General features: G+C 37.0%; 21 protein-coding genes and 1 pseudogene. 20 read left to right on the forward strand and 2 right to left on the reverse strand.

Annotation, left to right across the window (positions count from 1 at the left end; translation table 11 throughout):
- From A9Y75_RS25355 to A9Y75_RS25370, 5 genes are all read left to right on the forward strand, one after another.
- A partial coding sequence (locus A9Y75_RS25355; protein WP_071192605.1) for a hypothetical protein occupies positions 1-564 on the forward strand: 564 nt, incomplete at its 5' end.
- A 77-nt stretch (positions 565-641) separates the two neighbouring features.
- The gene (locus tag A9Y75_RS25360) at positions 642-1,238 is read left to right on the forward strand and encodes a hypothetical protein (protein ID WP_071192607.1); all 597 of its coding nucleotides are present in this window, start codon (positions 642-644) and stop codon (positions 1,236-1,238) included.
- A complete protein-coding gene (locus tag A9Y75_RS25365) occupies positions 1,235-1,417 on the forward strand; it encodes a hypothetical protein (protein ID WP_071192609.1) in 183 nt (60 codons plus the stop codon). Before A9Y75_RS25360 ends, A9Y75_RS25365 begins: the two co-directional genes overlap by 4 nt.
- Positions 1,418-1,419: 2 nt before the next feature.
- On the forward strand, positions 1,420-1,554 hold the full coding sequence (locus tag A9Y75_RS30320; RefSeq protein WP_269086334.1) for a hypothetical protein: 135 nt from the start codon (positions 1,420-1,422) through the stop codon (positions 1,552-1,554).
- A complete protein-coding gene (locus tag A9Y75_RS25370; protein ID WP_236721531.1) occupies positions 1,542-2,114 on the forward strand; it encodes a hypothetical protein in 573 nt (190 codons plus the stop codon). The genes A9Y75_RS30320 and A9Y75_RS25370 overlap by 13 nt, the downstream gene beginning before the upstream one ends.
- A gap of 117 nt (positions 2,115-2,231) precedes the next feature.
- Here the strand turns inward: A9Y75_RS25370 and A9Y75_RS28900 are convergent, their stop codons facing one another.
- Positions 2,232-3,521, reverse strand: a complete 1,290-nt coding sequence (locus A9Y75_RS28900; protein WP_071192611.1) for a hypothetical protein — start codon at positions 3,519-3,521, stop codon at positions 2,232-2,234.
- A 265-nt stretch (positions 3,522-3,786) separates the two neighbouring features.
- Between A9Y75_RS28900 and A9Y75_RS28905 the strand changes: the two genes are divergently transcribed.
- The 15 genes and pseudogenes from A9Y75_RS28905 to A9Y75_RS29955 all read left to right on the forward strand — a co-directional run bounded on the left by A9Y75_RS28905 (position 3,787) and on the right by A9Y75_RS29955 (position 18,505).
- Entirely contained in the window at positions 3,787-3,936 is a 150-nt protein-coding gene (locus A9Y75_RS28905) for a hypothetical protein (RefSeq protein WP_177176295.1), read from the forward strand.
- A gap of 65 nt (positions 3,937-4,001) precedes the next feature.
- Positions 4,002-4,232 carry a hypothetical protein gene (locus A9Y75_RS25380; RefSeq protein ID WP_071192613.1) on the forward strand — a complete coding sequence of 77 codons (231 nt, stop codon included), beginning with the start codon at positions 4,002-4,004 and terminating at the stop codon, positions 4,230-4,232.
- A 121-nt stretch (positions 4,233-4,353) separates the two neighbouring features.
- Positions 4,354-5,349, forward strand: a complete 996-nt coding sequence (locus tag A9Y75_RS25385; protein ID WP_071192615.1) for a tyrosine-type recombinase/integrase — start codon at positions 4,354-4,356, stop codon at positions 5,347-5,349.
- Positions 5,350-5,470: 121 nt separating this feature from the next.
- Positions 5,471-6,484 (forward strand): chemotaxis protein CheB, encoded by a 1,014-nt coding sequence (locus tag A9Y75_RS25390; RefSeq protein WP_071192616.1) that lies wholly within the window; start codon positions 5,471-5,473, stop codon positions 6,482-6,484.
- 149 nt (positions 6,485-6,633) lie between these two features.
- Positions 6,634-7,551 carry an N-6 DNA methylase gene (locus A9Y75_RS25395; protein ID WP_071192618.1) on the forward strand — a complete coding sequence of 306 codons (918 nt, stop codon included), beginning with the start codon at positions 6,634-6,636 and terminating at the stop codon, positions 7,549-7,551.
- A gap of 300 nt (positions 7,552-7,851) precedes the next feature.
- The gene (locus tag A9Y75_RS25400; protein ID WP_071192620.1) at positions 7,852-8,085 is read left to right on the forward strand and encodes an EF-hand domain-containing protein; all 234 of its coding nucleotides are present in this window, start codon (positions 7,852-7,854) and stop codon (positions 8,083-8,085) included.
- A 188-nt stretch (positions 8,086-8,273) separates the two neighbouring features.
- A pseudogene (locus A9Y75_RS25405) lies at positions 8,274-8,453 on the forward strand (integrase); the annotation flags it as partial.
- An 84-nt stretch (positions 8,454-8,537) separates the two neighbouring features.
- Positions 8,538-10,088: a class I SAM-dependent DNA methyltransferase gene (locus A9Y75_RS25410; protein WP_071192624.1), complete on the forward strand. Its 1,551-nt coding sequence runs from the start codon at positions 8,538-8,540 to the stop codon at positions 10,086-10,088.
- On the forward strand, positions 10,078-11,124 hold the full coding sequence (locus tag A9Y75_RS25415; protein ID WP_071192627.1) for a PDDEXK nuclease domain-containing protein: 1,047 nt from the start codon (positions 10,078-10,080) through the stop codon (positions 11,122-11,124). The genes A9Y75_RS25410 and A9Y75_RS25415 overlap by 11 nt, the downstream gene beginning before the upstream one ends.
- 69 nt (positions 11,125-11,193) lie before the next feature.
- Positions 11,194-12,597, forward strand: coding sequence for a restriction endonuclease subunit S (locus tag A9Y75_RS25420; protein ID WP_071192629.1), 1,404 nt, complete (start codon positions 11,194-11,196; stop codon positions 12,595-12,597).
- The gene (locus tag A9Y75_RS25425; RefSeq protein WP_071192632.1) at positions 12,597-13,367 is read left to right on the forward strand and encodes a DUF4145 domain-containing protein; all 771 of its coding nucleotides are present in this window, start codon (positions 12,597-12,599) and stop codon (positions 13,365-13,367) included. Before A9Y75_RS25420 ends, A9Y75_RS25425 begins: the two co-directional genes overlap by 1 nt.
- 159 nt (positions 13,368-13,526) lie before the next feature.
- Positions 13,527-14,024, forward strand: coding sequence for a DUF4365 domain-containing protein (locus A9Y75_RS25430; protein WP_071192633.1), 498 nt, complete (start codon positions 13,527-13,529; stop codon positions 14,022-14,024).
- A complete protein-coding gene (locus A9Y75_RS25435) occupies positions 14,021-14,557 on the forward strand; it encodes a hypothetical protein (protein ID WP_071192635.1) in 537 nt (178 codons plus the stop codon). Before A9Y75_RS25430 ends, A9Y75_RS25435 begins: the two co-directional genes overlap by 4 nt.
- A 58-nt stretch (positions 14,558-14,615) precedes the next feature.
- On the forward strand, positions 14,616-15,011 hold the full coding sequence (locus tag A9Y75_RS29180) for a DUF2283 domain-containing protein (RefSeq protein ID WP_201788445.1): 396 nt from the start codon (positions 14,616-14,618) through the stop codon (positions 15,009-15,011).
- Positions 15,012-15,022: 11 nt separating this feature from the next.
- Entirely contained in the window at positions 15,023-18,505 is a 3,483-nt protein-coding gene (locus A9Y75_RS29955; protein ID WP_236721532.1) for a type I restriction endonuclease subunit R, read from the forward strand.
- 108 nt (positions 18,506-18,613) lie between these two features.
- Here the strand turns inward: A9Y75_RS29955 and A9Y75_RS25455 are convergent, their stop codons facing one another.
- Positions 18,614-19,189, reverse strand: a complete 576-nt coding sequence (locus A9Y75_RS25455; RefSeq protein ID WP_071192637.1) for a hypothetical protein — start codon at positions 19,187-19,189, stop codon at positions 18,614-18,616.
- Positions 19,190-19,874: the final 685 nt, after the last annotated feature.

Consider the following 19,874-nt stretch of genomic DNA (forward strand, 5'->3'; position numbering starts at 1 on the left):
GATTTTGAGAAGATAATGAGTGGTGATATTAGCACTGCTCAAAAAGTTGGTGAATTAGCCCGTCAAGGTCGATTTAACAGCGAATTTGCCCCTAAATTTGCACAGGCTTATGTGGAAATTATGCAGGGGACTGAAGCATATAACCAAGCCATTGCTGACATCTTAACCCAAGCTGGTAAGAGTGGGATAGCTATTGATAAAGCAGTTGGTAAAACCACCCTAGCTAACACTAAATATGGTCACGAACGCAAAGAACTAGCTCAACAATTCCTGTTTGATAAAAATACTGAAAATGTCCGGCATGAATATCAATTAAATTACGGACAAATGAAAGGTTACATAGATGCACATTTCACAGCAGTAGACCAACAAACAGCTTTATTAGAGCAATCAAACCGTCCAGAAGTAAAACAGTTGACTGCTGATGAACAACGCCAAACTAAAGTGATGAATGAAGCTTTGAGCAGTGGTGATAAAGCTAGATATGACTTGATACCTGAAAAGAGTTATAACGGCGGTTTTAAAGCCAAATTATTAGAACTAAAAGCAGCACTTGGTTTTTAAACCGTAATTAATTAATATTCCCCATCAATTAGCAGTTGATAGGGGATAACCCATAGGTCGAAATATTACTTACTCTTATGTTAGCACCTCATCAACCACCGGATCTAGATGCAATTCTAGATAGTGAAGATTCTACACAAATAAACCAAGAAACAGCGAGATATTTAAACCATATTGAAACTAAGCTTTATGCTGATATCCAAACCAGAAGGCGTATTGATAGCGGTCTATTATTTATAGCTTGTCAGTTTAGCAGTTGTTCCCTCAGTTGGTTGTTGTTCAATCTGCAAGTCACACTTTCAATAATTCAAGTTACATCAGCAGTTGTTTCGTTAATGCCTGGTTTGGTAGACATGGGGGATAGCTTCAATTTCTCCCTATCCTCTGAATCATGGGAATTTAGCTTAGGACAGAAACCATTGGTAGGACTAATTAAATTAATCATTGGTGGTGCTGTATCTATGCAAGGTACATCAAAAATCACTGCTGAAATTATCAATACTCAATCCCAAATAGCACAAACATACAACGAGATTAGAAGCAGTGAGGGGTTAAGTTTTCAACTCCCTAATATGGGGTTTAGTTTACTAATTGGACTGGGAGCGATCGCTTTAATAGGAATGTTAAAGAAGTTTTCATCTACAACTAATAATAATGAGGGGGAATCAGAATGAGAATTAGAGGTAATTGGGGTTGTTTACAATGGTGGATATCAGGACTAGTAACAGCCATTGCCATTAACTATTTAATATCTGGTTTCGTTGATATAGTTCTCAATATTAATAAGGTTCTAAATTGGTTACAGCAGTCGGGAATAGGAGCATATATTTATAAGCTGCTAGGAGGTAGATAGCCATGAAAGATGCACGTTTAATACCAAAAGAGCATTTTAAGTTTATTCTCAACACCAAGACTAAAACCATAGAGATAATTTACACTGATGACGGCACAGGTGGCAGTTTTTGGGAGGTTAGAAAATGCAAGAAATAACCAACCTTAACACCAAACTAACCAAGCAACGACGTAGTTCTAGTATCCTCATTGCTGGTTTATTATTGGCTGGTTTTAGTGCAAGTATCCCAATGTTTTCTGACTCCATCAAATATCAAGAAACTTTATACTGTAACATTCAAAGCAGTTGTAAACGATGGGATATTAAACGCGGTATCAGTTTTTTAGTTGACCGCGAACGACGTAATCAATTATTTGACAACTCAATTAAAGTATTAAAAATTCTCCCACCAGAAGATAGTACAGCAGTGATGTGGGGTGTAGCTAGTTCTCTATTCCTCCTAACTGCTTATGGTGTATCTAAAGCATTAACTAACTACCAGGAACAGGCTATACATTCCCAATTCAAACTGCTCAAAATCAAAGCACTTGAGAACGACTTACTAGAAACTACACACATAGATTTATTTGGGTTTAGCAAGTCTAATCAAGCGGAAATTACCAAACAAGCGATCGCTCGGCATACCCAAGAAACTCAAAACTTACACCCCAACCATCAACCACACTCAACTCGAACTGTTTGCAGCTTAGAAAATTAGCCAAAAATAACCACTTATCCTTTACTGAGTAGGTGGTTATTTTATGAGTGAGAGCAATACCTTTGATGAGAGCAATAACTTTGGTGAGAGCGATACCTTTGGTGAGAGCAGCTATCGCTATTTCACCCCAATGATTTTAAACCCTTTAGTTTCACCACCTGACATCACAAAACCTGCACTTCTTAATACTGCGGTCGTCTTTCTAATTGTGCTGCCCTTGCTGTCAATTTTTTCCCCAATTAAAGATTCTAATTCCCCTTTATTGGTGGCTAAATTGTCTTTGCAGATGTTACCCAAAAACTGAGAAGTTAGCAAGTTGTGAGTTTGGGGAATAAGTCCTAAAAGATTCAAAACTGTCTCTTGCTTTTCTGACACTGCCAAAATAGATCCGTCGTGCAGCATAATTGTAGGCTTGTCTAAATTGGGGGATTTTTTCTCTTTTAAAATGATTGAATTATCTTCTTGTGATTGGGGACTGGGTGAGGGGTCAAGGTGGCTATCTACATCTTCCCCTGGTAATTCGTCATTGGTAATTGGTAATTGGGGACTAGGAACAGCAGCGACGGGGGGAATAGCTGCTTTTAGGTCTTGTAGTTCCCTATCCTTGTTAGCTAAATCATTGGTTAACTCACTTAGTTTACTATTCAGGTTATCTACTTCATTGGTTAACTCTTGCAGTTGACTATCTTTATTAGTTAACTTATTGGTTAACTCACTTAGTTTACTATTCCTGCTATCTAACTCACTGGTTAACCTTTGTACCTCTTGTTTTAACAGAGTTGCATCATTCTTAGCTGCCTTTGCTTCTATCTTGGCTATATCCAACTCATTAGTTAACGTTTGCAGTTGTTTATCACGGTTATCTAGCAGATTAGTTAACTCAGTATTGGTAGTAGATAATTTATCTAACTCAATAGTTAACTCCTGACTGGCAACTACTGGAGAATCATACTTTTTTGCTGCTGTAGCGTCCTGTAATTGCTCCTGTAGCTGCTTTACCAAGGTTTCTAAAGCATTTAACCTATCCTCAAACTGTGGTGTAATCTGTGGGGTGTTTTCCGGTTGTATATTCTGTTCTTTAGGTTGCTTACCTGACGGTTGCCTAATTACTTCTGCAACTTCTATTAATCGTCTATGTGTGACTTCATTGGTTTTACCAATATACTTCTTATGTAACTTATTATCTACCTTCTTAACACCATACCAGTAGTAAACCCCTTGGGACTTATTCAACTCTTTTCTAGCTCGGTATGAGTTCTCACCACCATTCCCAGCCGTAAACCTAAAGGAATGGTTAGACTCTAACCAATCAAACCATTTATGGGAATCTACATCTATTAATTTACTTGGTTCATATTCAAATTTAGGGTCATTGTCTAGCAGTGTGGGAGAAAATTCTGTAGGCATATTAGTTATCTAATAGGTTGTACAAATTCCATTGTATGCTACCTATTAGACTACTGTTATATATAACTAATAAGAGTTTAGTATTTAGTTAGACAAGTTATATAACTAACGGTAATATATAACTACTTGACGGTTATCTAATTAGTTAGATATAGTAGTTACATACAAGGTTAGACAACCGAGTACAAAAACAAATGCGATCGCCTCCCTTACCACAGTTTAGCGATCGCACTCCATCAACCCCTAACAAGAGGATTAATGACTTATGAACAGCGTAGCACAAACTAAACCCACCTATGTAGATGGTCAACTGGATGCTTTACAACGTCTGCTACCACTGACAACAGAATTAGACAGTGACTACTTCAGAGGGTATAGAGACACAGTAATTAAATATGGTGTGACTCCTTTCTAGTCTCCAGTTTCCCCCGCCGGGGGGACTTCACCACACCACAAACTACTAGACAAGGACTTACACCAATGACACGCACCAAGAAAGCAGAAATTAAAGCACTGTTAAAACGTACCTTTTGGCAGTTTGCTGATGAGTCAGATTTTGATATCACCCCCAAACTGGTAAGACAGTTTGCACAGTCACAGGTACACCCTGACGTTATCGAAGCTACTGCGATTAATATAAGCGGTCGTGGTTTCTGGCTAAGAGTTGAGAAACTGTGTTTACTAACTCTACACGCTAGAAAATACATCTAAGCAGATTATCCCACACACCGCACTACAAAAGATTCGATGTAGTATATTAACCCTCTGTACATCTAAGAGGGTTTAATAAAGAGTAAGAGTTCTCGAAAATATCCCTTATCAATACCGTCAAATGGAAACTGATATACTATCTATAGAAGTCTTACACGCTTCTCTTGATGCCTCTGTTGGTACAAGCTTTTCTCACACTCTTAACACTGACCCAGACGTGCTATCTCAGTTACTCGCTGATAAACGTTCCGTTAATACCCAAAAAGCCTACGAGAAAGATATCAATGATTTCTTTAAGGTGATGACGGGTAAACTTCCTACTCCAGACGTGGTTTTAGAGTTCCTACACCTAGAACAAGGTCAAGCTATGGCTGTGGTTCTCAAGTATAAGGCACACCTGATCCGTAAGGGTCTAAAGGAGGCAACTGTTAACCGCCGTATGGCTGCTATCAAAAGTTTGGTGGTGACTGGCCGTAAGTTGGGGGTTTGTCACTACAGTTTGCAAGATGTTCAATCTGAACGGGTGCAAAAATACCGTGATACTTCTGGGATTGACCGGGGGACTTTTGAGTTAATTCTGAATCAGTGTGATCTTACTACCGATAAGGGTAAACGTGATTACGCTATCCTGCGTCTGCTTTGGGGTAATGCTCTTAGACGGAATGAGGTGTGTCAGCTAAATGTGGGGGATTTTGACAGAGAAACTAAGACTCTCAGGATTTTGGGGAAAGGACGGGGGACGCAATCAGAAGTTATTGATTTGGGTGTGGGGACTGTAGCAGCTATTTCTCAGTGGTTGGAAACTAGACCAGGTGTTAAGGATAATTCAGCTTTGTTTGTGTCTGTGGATTTTGCTAATGCTGGGGGTCGTCTGACTGGGGATGGACTGAGGAAAATGCTGGTGAAGTTGTCTGAAAGGGCTGGGATTAAAAAGCAGATGAGTCCACACAGGGTCAGACATAGTGCGATTACTGCGGCGTTAGATGCTACTGATGGTAATGTTAGGAAGGTGCAGAAGTTGAGCCGTCACCGCAAGCTTGATACTTTAATGATTTATGACGATAACCGTCATAGGGATCAGGGGGAGATTACTGATTTACTTGATGGTATGTTTTAAGTGTAAAAATGAAGGGATGACGACATTGAGGTAAAATCGTCTTCCTATCTCACATTGAGACATAAATGTTGATTGTGAGTATTTTATTAGTAAGAATATTTTTAATGTTAGAGGAGTAATTATGGGAGAGGCGAAACGCCGTCAGACATTAGCCCAATTAGCGTCTAATTCCGGAAAAATCAATCAGGTGAATAAACCAACTGCCAGAAAAGTTCTTGTAATTGGTGGCTCAAGTTTTAACGAAGGAACACCTCAAAAAATTGCACAAGCATTAACAGCCCCAGAAATTAATTTTTTGAATGAGTGGGCAGTAATTATTGCGATTCATCAATATTTGAGCTTACAAGATAAAAAAGGTAATCTAGATAAATTTAAAACTCAAATAACTTCCGATTTTTCTTTAGTTAACCCATCGAAGATTTATTTTATTACTAAACCAAGTGAAATTATAGTTTTCCCTGGAAATATTTATGTATTACCACACCCATTACCCAATCCACTATGTTATTTTGATAAATCTGTCGATTTAAAGACAAAAAAACCTATAAAAAAATTTAAAACAAGAAAAATTGAGAACTATATGCAGACAAGTATTATTGACGATAATGAACAAATAAAAATTCATACAAAATACTTGGCTAATTTTGGAGAATTTCAAAATTTATTTCTTAATGACGAATTTGATAAGTCTGGTATAAAGCGTATAACAACTGCTCACGATTTTCTATCTCTTGACACAAAAGATTTACCTTATGGGGTTGAAAATTCAGACAAAGAATTAGTAAAATCCTTGCCACACGAAACATTGCTGTATCACGATATGCCTTGTATAGATAAAATCATGAGTGAAGTTGCTGCTAGTAAAAACCTAGATAAAATAGCTGCTTTACTTCTTTGTGGACTACATGGAGATGGTGCTATGGGGTTGCAAAGGATTAAAGAAAATGGTGGATGTACAGCAGTGCAGCTACCTGGTGAATGCTTTAAGGAAAAACTTGGAAATGCTACTGCTTCAATGCCAAAAACAGCATTAGATATAGAGCCTAGCCATCAAATTGTTACTTTAGAAGATAAACCAAATGAGGATGCCCCCAGGCATTTGAAACTGTCTGAATGGTTATATACGATAAAATAATTATTGATTGAAATAATATATACTCTAAGACAGAAAGCATGACTTCATTACTGAACTATGCCATAAGGTATGGTCGAAGAAAATGCAGAATGCTGCACAAGCTCCGGAAAATTTTACACACCACTGTAGTATGAGATATAGTACAAGCGATGAAAGCCGATTTAGAACAACTAATTTTTGATCCTGCTTGTGGTTCAGGTGGTCTTTTGAGGGAAGCCATTAAAACCATGAAAAAAATATATCATACCCAAGACAAGCAGCAGATTAACCCATGTTTTGTTAACATGGATTTTATAAAAGATATAGTGTCAAAATCTCATGAATCTAATATTAAACATGGCGATATATTTTCAGAAGAAATAAATAGCGAGTCACAATTTAAGTATGATTTCATTGTTTGCACTCCGCCTTGTATATACAATGAAGAATACAAGGTTAAAATTTTGAAAGAACATATTATAAAAAGACTTTCAAATAAAGGGAGAGCGTGTATAGCTCTACGTTTTTCAAACGAAAAGCATCAATTTTTCAATTGTCAGTTGCTAACCATAAACAAAAATTTAGATGGAGATGTAATTGAAAAATCAAATTTACTAGAAAACAATCTTCTTACATCAATTGCTTCAATTGATTTTGCATATCGGCAAGAAAAAGCTTATGTATGCAATATCTCCGAAATAAAGTTGCTGAGAAAATATCAAGGATGTGACAATGTTGGAGTTTATTTTATCATTGGTGAAACAAAAGATAAGATAATAAATTTATACATAGGAGAAAGTGAGGATATATACAGACGTTTATTAGAACATAAGCGCAGTCAAAAACATGATTTTTGGAATAATACTTATTTCATATTAAGTAAAGATAATATTCTCAACAAAGGAAATATTAGATATCTTGAATTTAAATTTATCGAACTAGCAAAACAATCAAATAAAATAATTCCTACAAATAAAAGAGGATATCGTAAACCACCCAATTTAAAACCATCAGATAAAAAGTTTACAGAAGATTTCTTCAAATACTGCAAAGATTTACTAGCTGAATTAGGGTTAAATTTTGAATGACATGAAAATTCGAGAGAACGATTCTCGGAGAGTAAAAGGGGTAAGTAAACCAAAAAGTTTTTCTCCTCAGAGCGATCGCTAAACATTTTTAATCAAAGGTTTATTAGTTATTATTTCTAAACATTGCTTCTGCAACCTTATTAACTCCAATGATTTTGACTCTAAAGCTTTAAATACATCACTGTACACCTGATCTAAGCCCCAGCGATACCCGTTTCTACGTCTAAGGATACAAGTTTATTTAATTTTGAGAGATTAATGAGATATTAAGTTGAAAAACGATTCTTCAGATAGAAACTTATGACAACCGAGCAAGAGCTTCAATCTCTTTTTAATACCTTAGATCGCAATCAAGACGGCAAAGTGTCCATTAATGAGCTTTTTTTAAGTCCTGGCTTAAGTGCAATCATCTCATCAGAAACAAATACCAGTAGCCCCCAGGAGTTACTAGCACGGTATGATTCAGACGAAGACGGTAGTATTACCTTTGAAGAGTTAAAGGAAGCAGTTGAGAAAGCAAATAATTTAACCTAGCAGTCAAAAAACCCAATACCCAAAATCCCTCTCTAGCCCACGCTTTGAGGGATTTTGACGCACAGTACGCCACGTTGGGCGGAAAGTTTTTTTGAGCTAAAACTGATGATTTCAGTGAATTTCAAATCACTTGAATCAAAAAGACTACTAATAAACTACTTTAAGACTACAAAAGTTGCTGTACAGTTATGTCACCACACAGGGTCAGACATAGTGCTATTACTGCGGCGTTAGATGCTACTGATGGTAATGTCAGGAAGGTGCAGAAGTTGAGCCGTCACCGGAAACTGGACACGCTGATGATTTATGACGATAACCGTCACAAAGACCAACGTGATATCACTGATTTGCTTGATGGTATGTTTTAATGAACAAGGAAGATTGGGGAATGGGGGGAGCCGGGGGAAAGGTTGTTAGAGAAGTATTTCGGGAAGTAAAGGGTAAGCAACTAAGTGGCAACGAAACAGACTAAATCAAACGGTAGTAGCACCAAATTGGGTTTTGAAGAGAAATTATGGCAAGCTGCCGATAAGCTACGGGGTCACTTAGATGCTGCTGAGTATAAGCACGTTGTCTTAGGGTTAATTTTCCTCAAGTACATATCTGACGCTTTTAATGAACTCTACGAGAAATTAGCAGAGGATAAATACGCAGATCCTGAAGATAGGGACGAATACAAGGCAGAAAATATATTTTATGTTCCCCAACCTGCACGGTGGTTGCATTTCCAGAGTAACGCTAAAAATATCAAGATTGGGGAATTAATTGATCTGGGGATGGATGCCATAGAGAAAGAAAATCCCTCTCTCAAAGGCGTATTACCCAAAGAATATGGTAAACCAGCCCTAGATAAACGGTTATTGGGAGAGTTAATAGATTTAATTGGTACTATTGGTTTAGGAGACGCAGAAAGTCGCTCTAAGGATATTTTAGGCAGGGTTTATGAATATTTTTTAGGACAATTCGCCAGTGCAGAAAAGAAGAATGGGGGACAGTTTTACACCCCTCGTTGTGTGGTGCAATTGTTAGTAGAAATGCTTGAACCCTACAAAGGACGAGTCTATGATCCTTGTTGTGGTTCTGGGGGAATGTTTGTTCAATCTGAGAAGTTTGTAGAATCTCACGGTGGCAAAGTTGGGGATATTTCTATTTATGGACAAGAATCTAATCCCACAACTTGGAAGCTGTGCAAGATGAATTTGGCTATCCGGGGAATTGAAGGGAATATTGGCTTACAAAATGCTGATACTTTCCGCAGTGATTTACACAAAGATTTAAGAGCAGATTATATATTAGCAAATCCTCCTTTTAATATGAGTGATTGGGGTGGGGAAGCATTACAAGAAGATGGACGTTGGCTTTATGGGACACCATCGGCTGGTAATGCTAACTATGCCTGGATTCAACATATCATTAGTCATTTAGCCCCTCTTGGTTATGCGGGGTTTGTATTAGCTAATGGTTCAATGAGTTCTAATCAATCTGCGGAAGGAGAGATTAGAAAGGCTTTAATTGAAGCTGATTTAGTTGATTGTATGGTGGCACTGCCTGGGCAATTATTTTATAACACTCAAATTCCCGCTTGTTTATGGTTTTTAACTCGTTCTAAATCTGGGGGTAAATTCCGTAAACGTCGAGGGGAGACTTTATTTATTGATGGGCGGAAGTTGGGTGTTTTAATTGATAGGGTGCATCGGGATTTAACACAGGAAGAAATCACCAGAATTGCCCAAACTTATTATAATTGGCGGGGTAGTGGTAAAGAAGAATATGTAGATGTTCCTGGTTTTTGTAAAAGTGCCAGTTTTGAAGAAATCCAAGGACATGGTTATGTATTAACTCCAGGAAGATATGTAGGGGCTGAGGAAGTAGAAGATGATGATGAATCTTTTGATGAAAAGATGTTACATCTGACGGCGAAATTAGATAAACAATTTACCGAAAGTGCCAAGTTAGAAGCAATGATTCGGGAGAATATGCGGGGGTTGGGCTATGGTGGATAATTTATCAATTCCCGAAGATTATCATCATTTTTTTGAGGAACTTAAAGAACGCATCCGCAATGCACAAGTCCGGGCTGCACTGGCTATTAACCGCGAATTAATATTACTTTATTGGCAAATTGGAGCGGATATTTTAAATCGGCAACAGCAGCAAAGATGGGGTGCTAAAGTTATAGATAATTTAGCCTCTGATTTGCGAAAAGCGTTTCCTGAGATGAAAGGTTTCTCATCTCGCAATCTTAAATATATGCGGAGTTTTGCAGAAACTTACCAGGATTTTGAATTTGTGCAAGAGGTGCTTGCACAAATTACTTGGTATCACAATATCGCCTTAATAGAAAAGGTAAAATCACCAAAGGAACGTCTGTGGTATGCAAGACAAACTATTGAGCAAGGATGGAGTCGCAATGTCTTAGTCCATCAGATAGAAAGTGGACTATATAAAAGGCAAGGTAAGGCTGATACTAATTTCTCTCGCACGTTGCCAAATCCCCAATCTGAACTAGCACAACAGTTATTTAAAGACCCTTATAATTTTGATTTTATTAATTTAGGAAAGGAGGCACAGGAACGAGATTTAGAGAGGGCTTTAATAGAACGTATCCGCGATTTTTTATTGGAATTGGGGGTAGGTTTTGCGTTTGTGGGTAGTCAGTATCATTTGGAGGTGGAAGGGGAAGATTTTTATTTAGATTTATTATTTTATCATTTACGGTTGCGGTGTTTTGTGGTGATTGATTTAAAGGTGGAAGCATTTAAGCCGGAGTTTTCAGGCAAGATGAGTTTTTATGTTTCTGCTGTGGATGAGTTGCTAAAACACCGGGATGATATGCCGACGATTGGGATTATTTTATGTAAGTATAAAAAGCAGAGGATTGTTGAATATTCTTTGCGAGATATGAATAAGCCTATCGGGGTTTCTAGTTATCAATTAAGGGAGGGTTTACCGGAGAGGTTGCAGGAGAGTTTACCGACTATTGAACAGTTGGAAGCTGAGTTGGAAGCGGTAAATGTGGAAGTTGAGGAGGAGTTATGAGGGGAATTATGGAATGGGTTAGTAAGTTGGGAGAGTTGGAAATTAGAATAAATTTATGGGGGGTGGGGTATGGAGGTTAACTTATCAAGAATACATACAGCACCACTTGGTACACTTCCGATAGGATGGAATTTAGTAAAACTGAAAGAGATCACGATAAAAATAGGCTCAGGGGCAACACCAAGAGGCGGAGATAGAGTATATTTACTTAATCGTAAAAATTTTGCTTTTATCCGAAGTCAGAATGTTTTTAACAGATATTTTAATAGTGAAGGTCTTGTCTTTATATCTGACGAACACGCCACTGAACTTCAAAAAGTATCTGTCTTACCAGGAGACTTATTACTTAATATAACAGGGGATGGAGTTACTTTTTCGCGTGCTTGTATAGTACCAGAAGAAATTCTTCCTGCCTGTGTAAATCAACACGTTTCTATTATTAGACCTAACCCAAAAATATGTGATTCTGGATATCTTCTTTCCTATTTAACTCATCCTTTAATAAAAACTTATATTGAATCATTTAATTCTGGAGGAAGCCGTCGATCAATTACCAAAGGACATATAGAATCATTTCTAATTTCCATTCCCCCACTTTCTGAACAAAAAGCGATCGCACACATTCTTGGTACACTAGATGACAAAATCGAACTGAACCGACAAATGAACGAAATCCTAGAAGCAATGGCCAGGGCGATTTTTAAGTCGTGGTTTGTGGATTTTGATCCAGTACGCGCCAAGATGGAAGGGAGACAACCCGCAGGTATGGACGCAGCAACGGCGGCTCTATTTCCTGATGAGTTTGAAGAGACTTCTTTGGGTTTAATTCCGAAGGGTTGGAGGGTTGAAACTTTAGGAGAAGAAATAGAAATCATTAAAGGTAAGTCATATAAAAGCAGCGAACTTGTACCATCATCAACTGCACTTGTAACACTAAAATCTTTTCATAGAGGCGGTGGTTATAGACCAGATGGATTAAAACCTTACAATGGAACTTATAAACCTGAACAAATTATTAAGCCAGGTGAGTTAGTAGTTGCATATACTGATGTAACTCAAGCCGCAGATGTAATTGGTAAACCTGCTATTGTTAAACCTGATGAAAGATATAATACACTCGTTGCTTCACTTGATTTAGGGATTATCAGAGTAAGAAATAAAAACCTAAATATTCCTTTTTTGTATTACTTGTTTAACCAAAATGATTTTCAAAATCATGTTTATTCACATACGAATGGAAGCACAGTTTTACATCTAAGCAAAGACGGAATACCTAGCTATGAATTTTGTTTACCTCACTCTTCATTAATAAGTAAATTTGAAAAATTTATAAGCCCAATATTTGAAAAATCAAATATTAATTGGCAAGAAAGTATTGATATTACTGCTCTTCGAGATACCCTATTACCGAAATTGATGTCAGGAAAAATCCGAGTAAAAGAAGCAGAGAAATTATTGGAGAAAGTAGCATAATGATTTTACCAAAAGCCCTTTTTAACAAATATCTTGCACGTTTTGATGAACTAATCGCTAAAGGGGAAGCAATACAAAAAACAATTAAGATTGAACCAGGAGGTTATTCTCGTTCAAGATTTAGTGTTTCAAGATTTAGTGTTTATGGAGATGAAGAATTTATTAAACATCCAGACAAAGTGACTATGGATTATGATGCTTTTGAGCAGTGGATAATAAATTATGATTCTTTTTTATATCAAATTCTTCCTGCTAACCATATTAATCAAAAATTAATTGATGGAAATCAAACATTTTTTTCAAATGAATCTCAATTAAAATTTATGATTTCAGCTTTGAAAGCAGTTAAAGAAGATTTTGAACAAGGATTTTTAGGAGATTTAATGCTTCAAATTGAATCAGAAATTGCAGCAGATTATATGGGACAGGCAGAACAGTTATTAGCAGAAGGAACAACTGGTAAATATGATCACGTTCCAGCAGCCGTATTATCTGGAGCAGTTTTAGAAAAAGCCCTGAGAACTCTTTGTGATAAACAAAATCCTCCTATATCAACAATTAAACCTAATGGTGATTCTAAAACTTTAAATCCACTAATTGATGATCTCAAAAAAGCAAACTTTTTCAATGAACTAAAAGCAAAACAACTAAAATCTTGGGCAGATATTCGTAATAAAGCAGCACATGGAGAATTTACAGAATTCAAACGTTCTGATGTGGAATTAATGATTAAAGGTATCGAGAATTTCTTGGCAGATTATATGACTTAATTTTTATTTTATCCATGAACAGCTTCACTAAATCCATTGTTGAACAAGCCACTATTGACTGGCTAAAAGAACTCAGCTACACCCTCTAAAATGGTAATGTCAGGAGAAATCCGAATTAAAGAAGCAGAAAAAATTATGGAAAAATTAACTTAAAACAATATGGATATAAACCTACAAAAAGAACTATTTAGCAACACCTATTTACAAGCAGTAACCACAGTAGCAGGTTATTCACTATACAAACCATCCATAGATGATGATAGTATAGATTGGGGAATCGCCGCCAAAAGTGCCACTGGTCGGGTTAGATCACCACGCTTAGAATTACAGTTAAAATGTACATCTAGGGATATCCAAACAGATAACTCTATTCAATATCCCCTCAAACTCAAAAACTACAATGATTTAAGAATGGATAATTTCGCCATTCCTAGAATTTTAGTAATTGTAGTCATCCCTGAAAAAATAGAAGATTGGTTAACCCAGTCAGAAGAAGAACTTTGTATTAGATATTGTGGATATTGCGTATCATTAAGAGGAATGCCAGAAACACAAAATAAAACTGCTGTCACTATTACCTTATTTAAAAGTCATCAATTTACAGTTAGTGCCTTACAGTCAATTATGCACAACATTAGTCAAGGAGTTCAACCATGAAAATTACTGTCAAAGATCAAGAAACCTTGCAAAATATAGACCTGGAAAATCTCAGAAAATACTTACAAACTCACGGATGGCAGGAAAATCAACTCTTCTTAAATCATGCCACCATTTGGCATCAATCAGCAACCCCAGAAGATTTTGAAATCTTACTACCTAACCAAGAAAATCTCGGAGATTATCCCCAACGTATTCAGGAAATAATCGAAATATTAGCAACCGTAGAAAATCGCCCTACCCTAGAAATTTTAACAGAACTTTTACAGATTATCCCTAACATTACTACCCAGGGAATTGTGATGGATATTTATACACCTAATTTCGATAAATTAAAGGGTGAAATCACTATTTTAGGAATTGTTTTTCAAAAGTTACAAAAAATTCATACCGAACTAAATAACCAAAATTACATCTTAGCTATTAAAGCTTATCAACAACGTTTACCAATTAGTTTTACAGGAGATTTAGTCAAAGAAAATAACCAATTTATTTTACAAAATCCCCACGATTTCCAAATAGATAACATTTGAATAATCCTGTAGGGGTTTAGCACTGCTAACCCTATTGATTTTATTCAAGAGATAGAAAATGAAAATCCAAACCCCTAACAACCAACAACTCCTGCAAGAAGTATTAATGATATTAACCAATCATTTAAAACCAACTCAACTACTGAGATTTATAGCAACCTATAACCTGGGACAAAGTAACTATTTACAGTTTAAAGACCAACAATTTGCACATGAAACAGTAGAGAGTTTATCCCCAAAAATAGACGCAGAATACCCACCAGAATCTATTAATTATACAAATACCCAATATAACCCTGATATTGATGAATTAAAAATCTCTTGGAGTCAGGCAGAAATTCAAAAAAGTAATCCTGTTAGTCCTGGAGTTATTCTTGATTATGACACAGAAGGTAATGTCATAGGAATTGAAATTTTAAATGCTTCCCAAACAATTAAAAACCTGCACCGATAGAATAGAAATCTATGGAAAAATTCACCGAATCAATTATTGAACAAGCCACCCTTGACTGGCTATCAGAACTCGGATACACCACTTTAAATGGTGCAGAAATTGCCCCTGATACCCCCCAAACAGAACGCAAAGAATATAACGAAGTTATCCTCATAAACCGCTTACAAAATGCCTTACAAACCATCAACCCCCATATTCCCTTTCACGCCATCCAAGACGCAATCAAAAAAATCACCCGCACCGAAACCCCAATACTTTATGAAAACAATCGCCGCTTTCATCAATACTTAACAGATGGAGTAGATGTAGAATATCAACAACATGGAGAAACTCAATACAAAAAAGTCCAACTAATTGATTTTGATAAAATTGATAATAACGATTGGTTAGTAGTTAATCAATTTCGCGTCAAAGAAACAGGTAAAACCGCCCGGATTCCTGATGTAGTTATCTTCATCAACGGCTTACCCATCGCCGTAATTGAACTCAAAAACGCCACAGATGAAAACGCTACAATTAAAGGTGCATTCAACCAACTACAAACCTATAAAAACGATATCTCCTGCTTATTTCCCTATAACGAAATTCTCGTCATATCAGATGGTATTAAAGCCAGAGTCGGCACATTAACCGCAGACTGGGAACGGTTTATGCCTTGGCGTACTATTGACGGTAAAAATATTATTCCTCAAGGACAAGCAGAATTAGAAACAATTATTAAAGGCATATTTAATCAAACTACTATATTAGATATTATCCAATACTTCATTGTTTTTGAAGTAGACCAAGATACAATTATCAAAAAAATGGCAGGGTATCACCAATATCATGCTGTGAATAAAGCCATTACCTCTACTATAAAAGCCACCCGTCCAGATGGAGATAGAAAAGTTGGTGTAGTCTGGCATACCCAAGGTAGTGGTAAAAGTTTAACAATGGCATTTTATAGTGGGAAACTGATTCAACAACCAGAAATGGAAAATCCCACCTTAGTGATTTTAACTGATAGAAATGATTTAGATGATCAACTTTTTACCACCTTTTCATCCTGCATTGATTTATTAAGACAAAATCCTGTACAAGCAGAAAACAGGGAACATTTAAAAGAATTACTCCAAGTAGCAGCAGGGGGAATAGTATTTACCACCATCCAAAAATTCGCCCCAGAAACAGGTAACGAATATGAGGAACTTTCCCCCCGACATAATATAGTTTTAATAGCAGATGAAGCACACAGAAGCCAATATGGATTAAAAGCTAAAGTTGTAGTTAAATCTGCTAAGACTGAGAAAAAAGTTTCTTATCTCAACCCTCACCAAAAACCGCAACTTAAAGTAGCTGAATCAACTAATACTTATAAATTGGATAGTCAAGTAAATAATTTAGAATCAGCTAATTATACATCTGAGAATCAAATAAATAATTCAACATCAACTAATAATTATAATACTTATAAATCTGATAGTCCAACAGGAAATAATTCAACATTAACTAATAATGATAATCTTTATACATCTGATAATCAAATAAATAATTTAGAATCCACTAATTATACATCTGATATTCAAACAGACTCTGATAGTCAAACAGACAATAATTCACAATTAACTAATAATTATACACCTGATATTGAGACAGAAAATAATTTAGAATCAGCTTATATTAAATATGGTTACGCCAAATATTTAAGAGACGCTATACCTCACGCTTCTTTTGTGGGATTCACCGGTACACCCATTGCCCAAAACGATAAAAATACCACTGCCTTATTTGGAGATTACATTGATATTTACGACATTCAAAGGGCAGTAGAAGATGAAGCCACACTCAAAATTTATTATGAGGGACGATTAGCAAAATTAGATTTAGAACCCTCAGAACGCCCCAAAATAGACCCCAATTTTGAAGAAATTACCGAAGATGAAGAACTGACAATTAAAGAAAAACTCAAAAGTAAATGGGCAAGATTAGAAGCATTAATTGGTGCAGAAAAAAGAATTAATCAAATTGCCAAAGATATTGTTGAACATTTTGAAAATCGCACCGCAGCACCAGAATTGAGAGACGGTAAAGCCATGATTGTGTGTATGAGTCGCCGGATCTGTGCAGACTTGTATCATGCTATCAAGCAACTGAAACCAGAATGGCACAGTGAAGATGATAACCAAGGAATCATCAAAGTAGTCATGACTGGTTCTGCTGCTGATGACACCAAAATGCAGCCTCACATCCGCAGTAAAAAAGCCCGGAAAGAATTAGCTAAACGCTTCAAAAAAGCCGATGATGCCTTTAAATTAGTCATAGTTCGGGATATGTGGCTAACAGGATTTGATGCCCCAAGTCTGCATACTTTATATGTAGATAAACCCATGCAGGGACACAATTTAATGCAAGCGATCGCCAGAGTAAATCGGGTCTTCAAAGATAAACCAGGGGGGTTAATAGTTGACTATTTAGGTATTGCCGAACAACTCAAAGATGCCCTCAAAGATTATACCGAAAGAGATAGAGGGGAAACAGCAATTGATACTAATATTGCCCTAGCAGTGATGCAGGAGAAATACGAAATTGTCAAAGCCATGTATCACCGTTTTAACTATCAAAAATTCTTTACAGGAAAACCCACAGAAAGAGTATCAATCATTCCTGCTGCCCTCAATCATATCTTAGGATTAGCAGATGGGAAACAACGTTATATTAAAGCAGTAGGTGAATTATCCACAGCCTTTGCTTTAGTTAGCAGTACAGATGAAGCGATCGCCATTCGGGATGAAGTCGGATTTTTCCAAGCTATCAAAGCAGCAATGGTGAAATATACCACCGTTGATGGGAAAAGTTCAGAAGATATAGATGCAGCAGTTAGACAGATAGTTTCTAAGGCGATCGCCAGTGAACAAGTAATAGATATCTTTGCATCAGCAGGATTAAATAAACCAAATATTGCTATCCTCTCCGATGAATTTCTAGAAGAAGTGCGGGGTTTACCCTATCGCAACGTGGCATTAGAAACCCTCCAAAAATTAATTAGTGAAGCCATAAAAATCAGTTCTCGCAAGAACTTAATTCTAGCTCGTTCCTTCCGAGAAATGTTAGAAAATACCATCAAACGCTATCAAAACCGTGCCATTGAAACAGCCCAAGTCATCAATGAACTGATTGAACTCGCAAAAGCCATGCGGGAGGCACAAAAACGGGGTGAAGACTTGGGGCTAACTGAAGATGAAACCGCTTTCTATGATGCCTTGGAGGTAAATGACAGTGCCGTGATCAACTTAGGAGATGATACCCTCAAAGCGATCGCTCGTGATTTGGTGAAAGCCATTCGTGCTAACCTAACCATTGATTGGACAGTGAAAGAAAATGTCCGTGCTAAATTACGAGTGACAATTAAACGATTACTCAAAAAGTATGGTTATCCCCCAGATAAACAGGAGAAAGCTACCTCTACAGTTTTAGAACAAGCAGAGTTGTTGTGTAAAGACTGGGTGGCTTAGGCATTGAGCCGAGATACGCCATCGCCTAGTTCAACCAAACCACTGCTAATCATTCTCCCCTACCCACTCCCTTGCTATTTTTAGAGCAGCATTAGGTTTTTTAACCTCCTAATCAAGTCTTTCTACTCTCCATCCTGACTGATTCCCTACCCTTCCAGATTTGACAAAGCCAAAAGAACCACGGACAAACTGCTGTTCCCCTTCCTTGAGTTTTGGTTTACAACCAATCAAGTCTTCTACTTCAGTAGATGAAAGAATCCAGCCAGCTTTGGCAGCTTCCTCTAGTGCCTTGAGATGTTGTAAGGGGTCAGATGGTTTAAGGTGACGGCCTATAGCTTCCACCAAAGCTATCAACTCACCTACTGCTGTCTCTGACTGTCCAGTAGTCAGACTGGACGTGTCTACTCTGTCCAGTGGACTAAAGGTAATATCTACTTGTCCAGTGGGCGTGTCCATCGTGTCTAGTGGACTGAGGGATAGAAAATCATCCATCTTCCCCCCATCTTTAATATGTTGGTGCAGCTGATCTAGTAGTTCTACATCAGTTGCATGAATGTAGGATTTATTACCTTGCTTGAAGGGTTTAATGTCCAGTGCTTCCAGTCGGTTATAAACTGCCTGCTTACCAATAGCGTATCTATCCTGTAGTGCAGATACAGGAAACGGATCTATTTCTACTACCATAATTAACTGTCCAGTGGACTAACTAGACGTGTCCAGTGGACAGTCTAGCATAAGAGTAAATAAGTATAAATCACCAGCGAAAATTTTCTATTGCAGCGTTGCATTGCAGCAAGCATAATTCCTCAAAAGAGTCTGAAAAATTTAATAATTTATTTGGTGGGGTAAAGTCTGTCCATAGACCAAAGATGAAGTTGATAAATCTAAACGTTTAGATTTAGACTTATCAATCTCGCACTCCCCACACATTACTTTAATAAAATATTAATTACCAATGCCTTCTGACACAGGGGGGATAGATAGGGGTTTAGGGATTTGACCCCAAACTACCCAGAAAAAAAATATTTTAATTTTTGGATTCAGTTGACATTTGTAATTCTGCGATAGCGTCTCGTAGAGAAGGCGATCGCTAAAAAGTCTCACCATAAAAAATATCACTCTACCCAAAAGCTGAAGAAAGGAAGCTATCGCTGGGGGTGCAGTATAGCTAAACGCCACCATAACGTATACACAAAACATGGCTTGCGTCTCACCACGAATCAGCTTCAGTACCTAATCAGGTATGATTAATTACGCAGTTACCAAATAACGACTAAATCTTTATCTAGTCAAGGTTTGACGATTGTGTAACAGTGATATACGCAAGGTAATGGGCTAAATTTATCGTCCCCACTGCGTCCCCATTACG

Origin of the sequence: Trichormus sp. NMC-1, assembly GCF_001858025.1 — a bacterium.
GTDB lineage: Bacteria > Cyanobacteriota > Cyanobacteriia > Cyanobacteriales > Nostocaceae > Anabaena.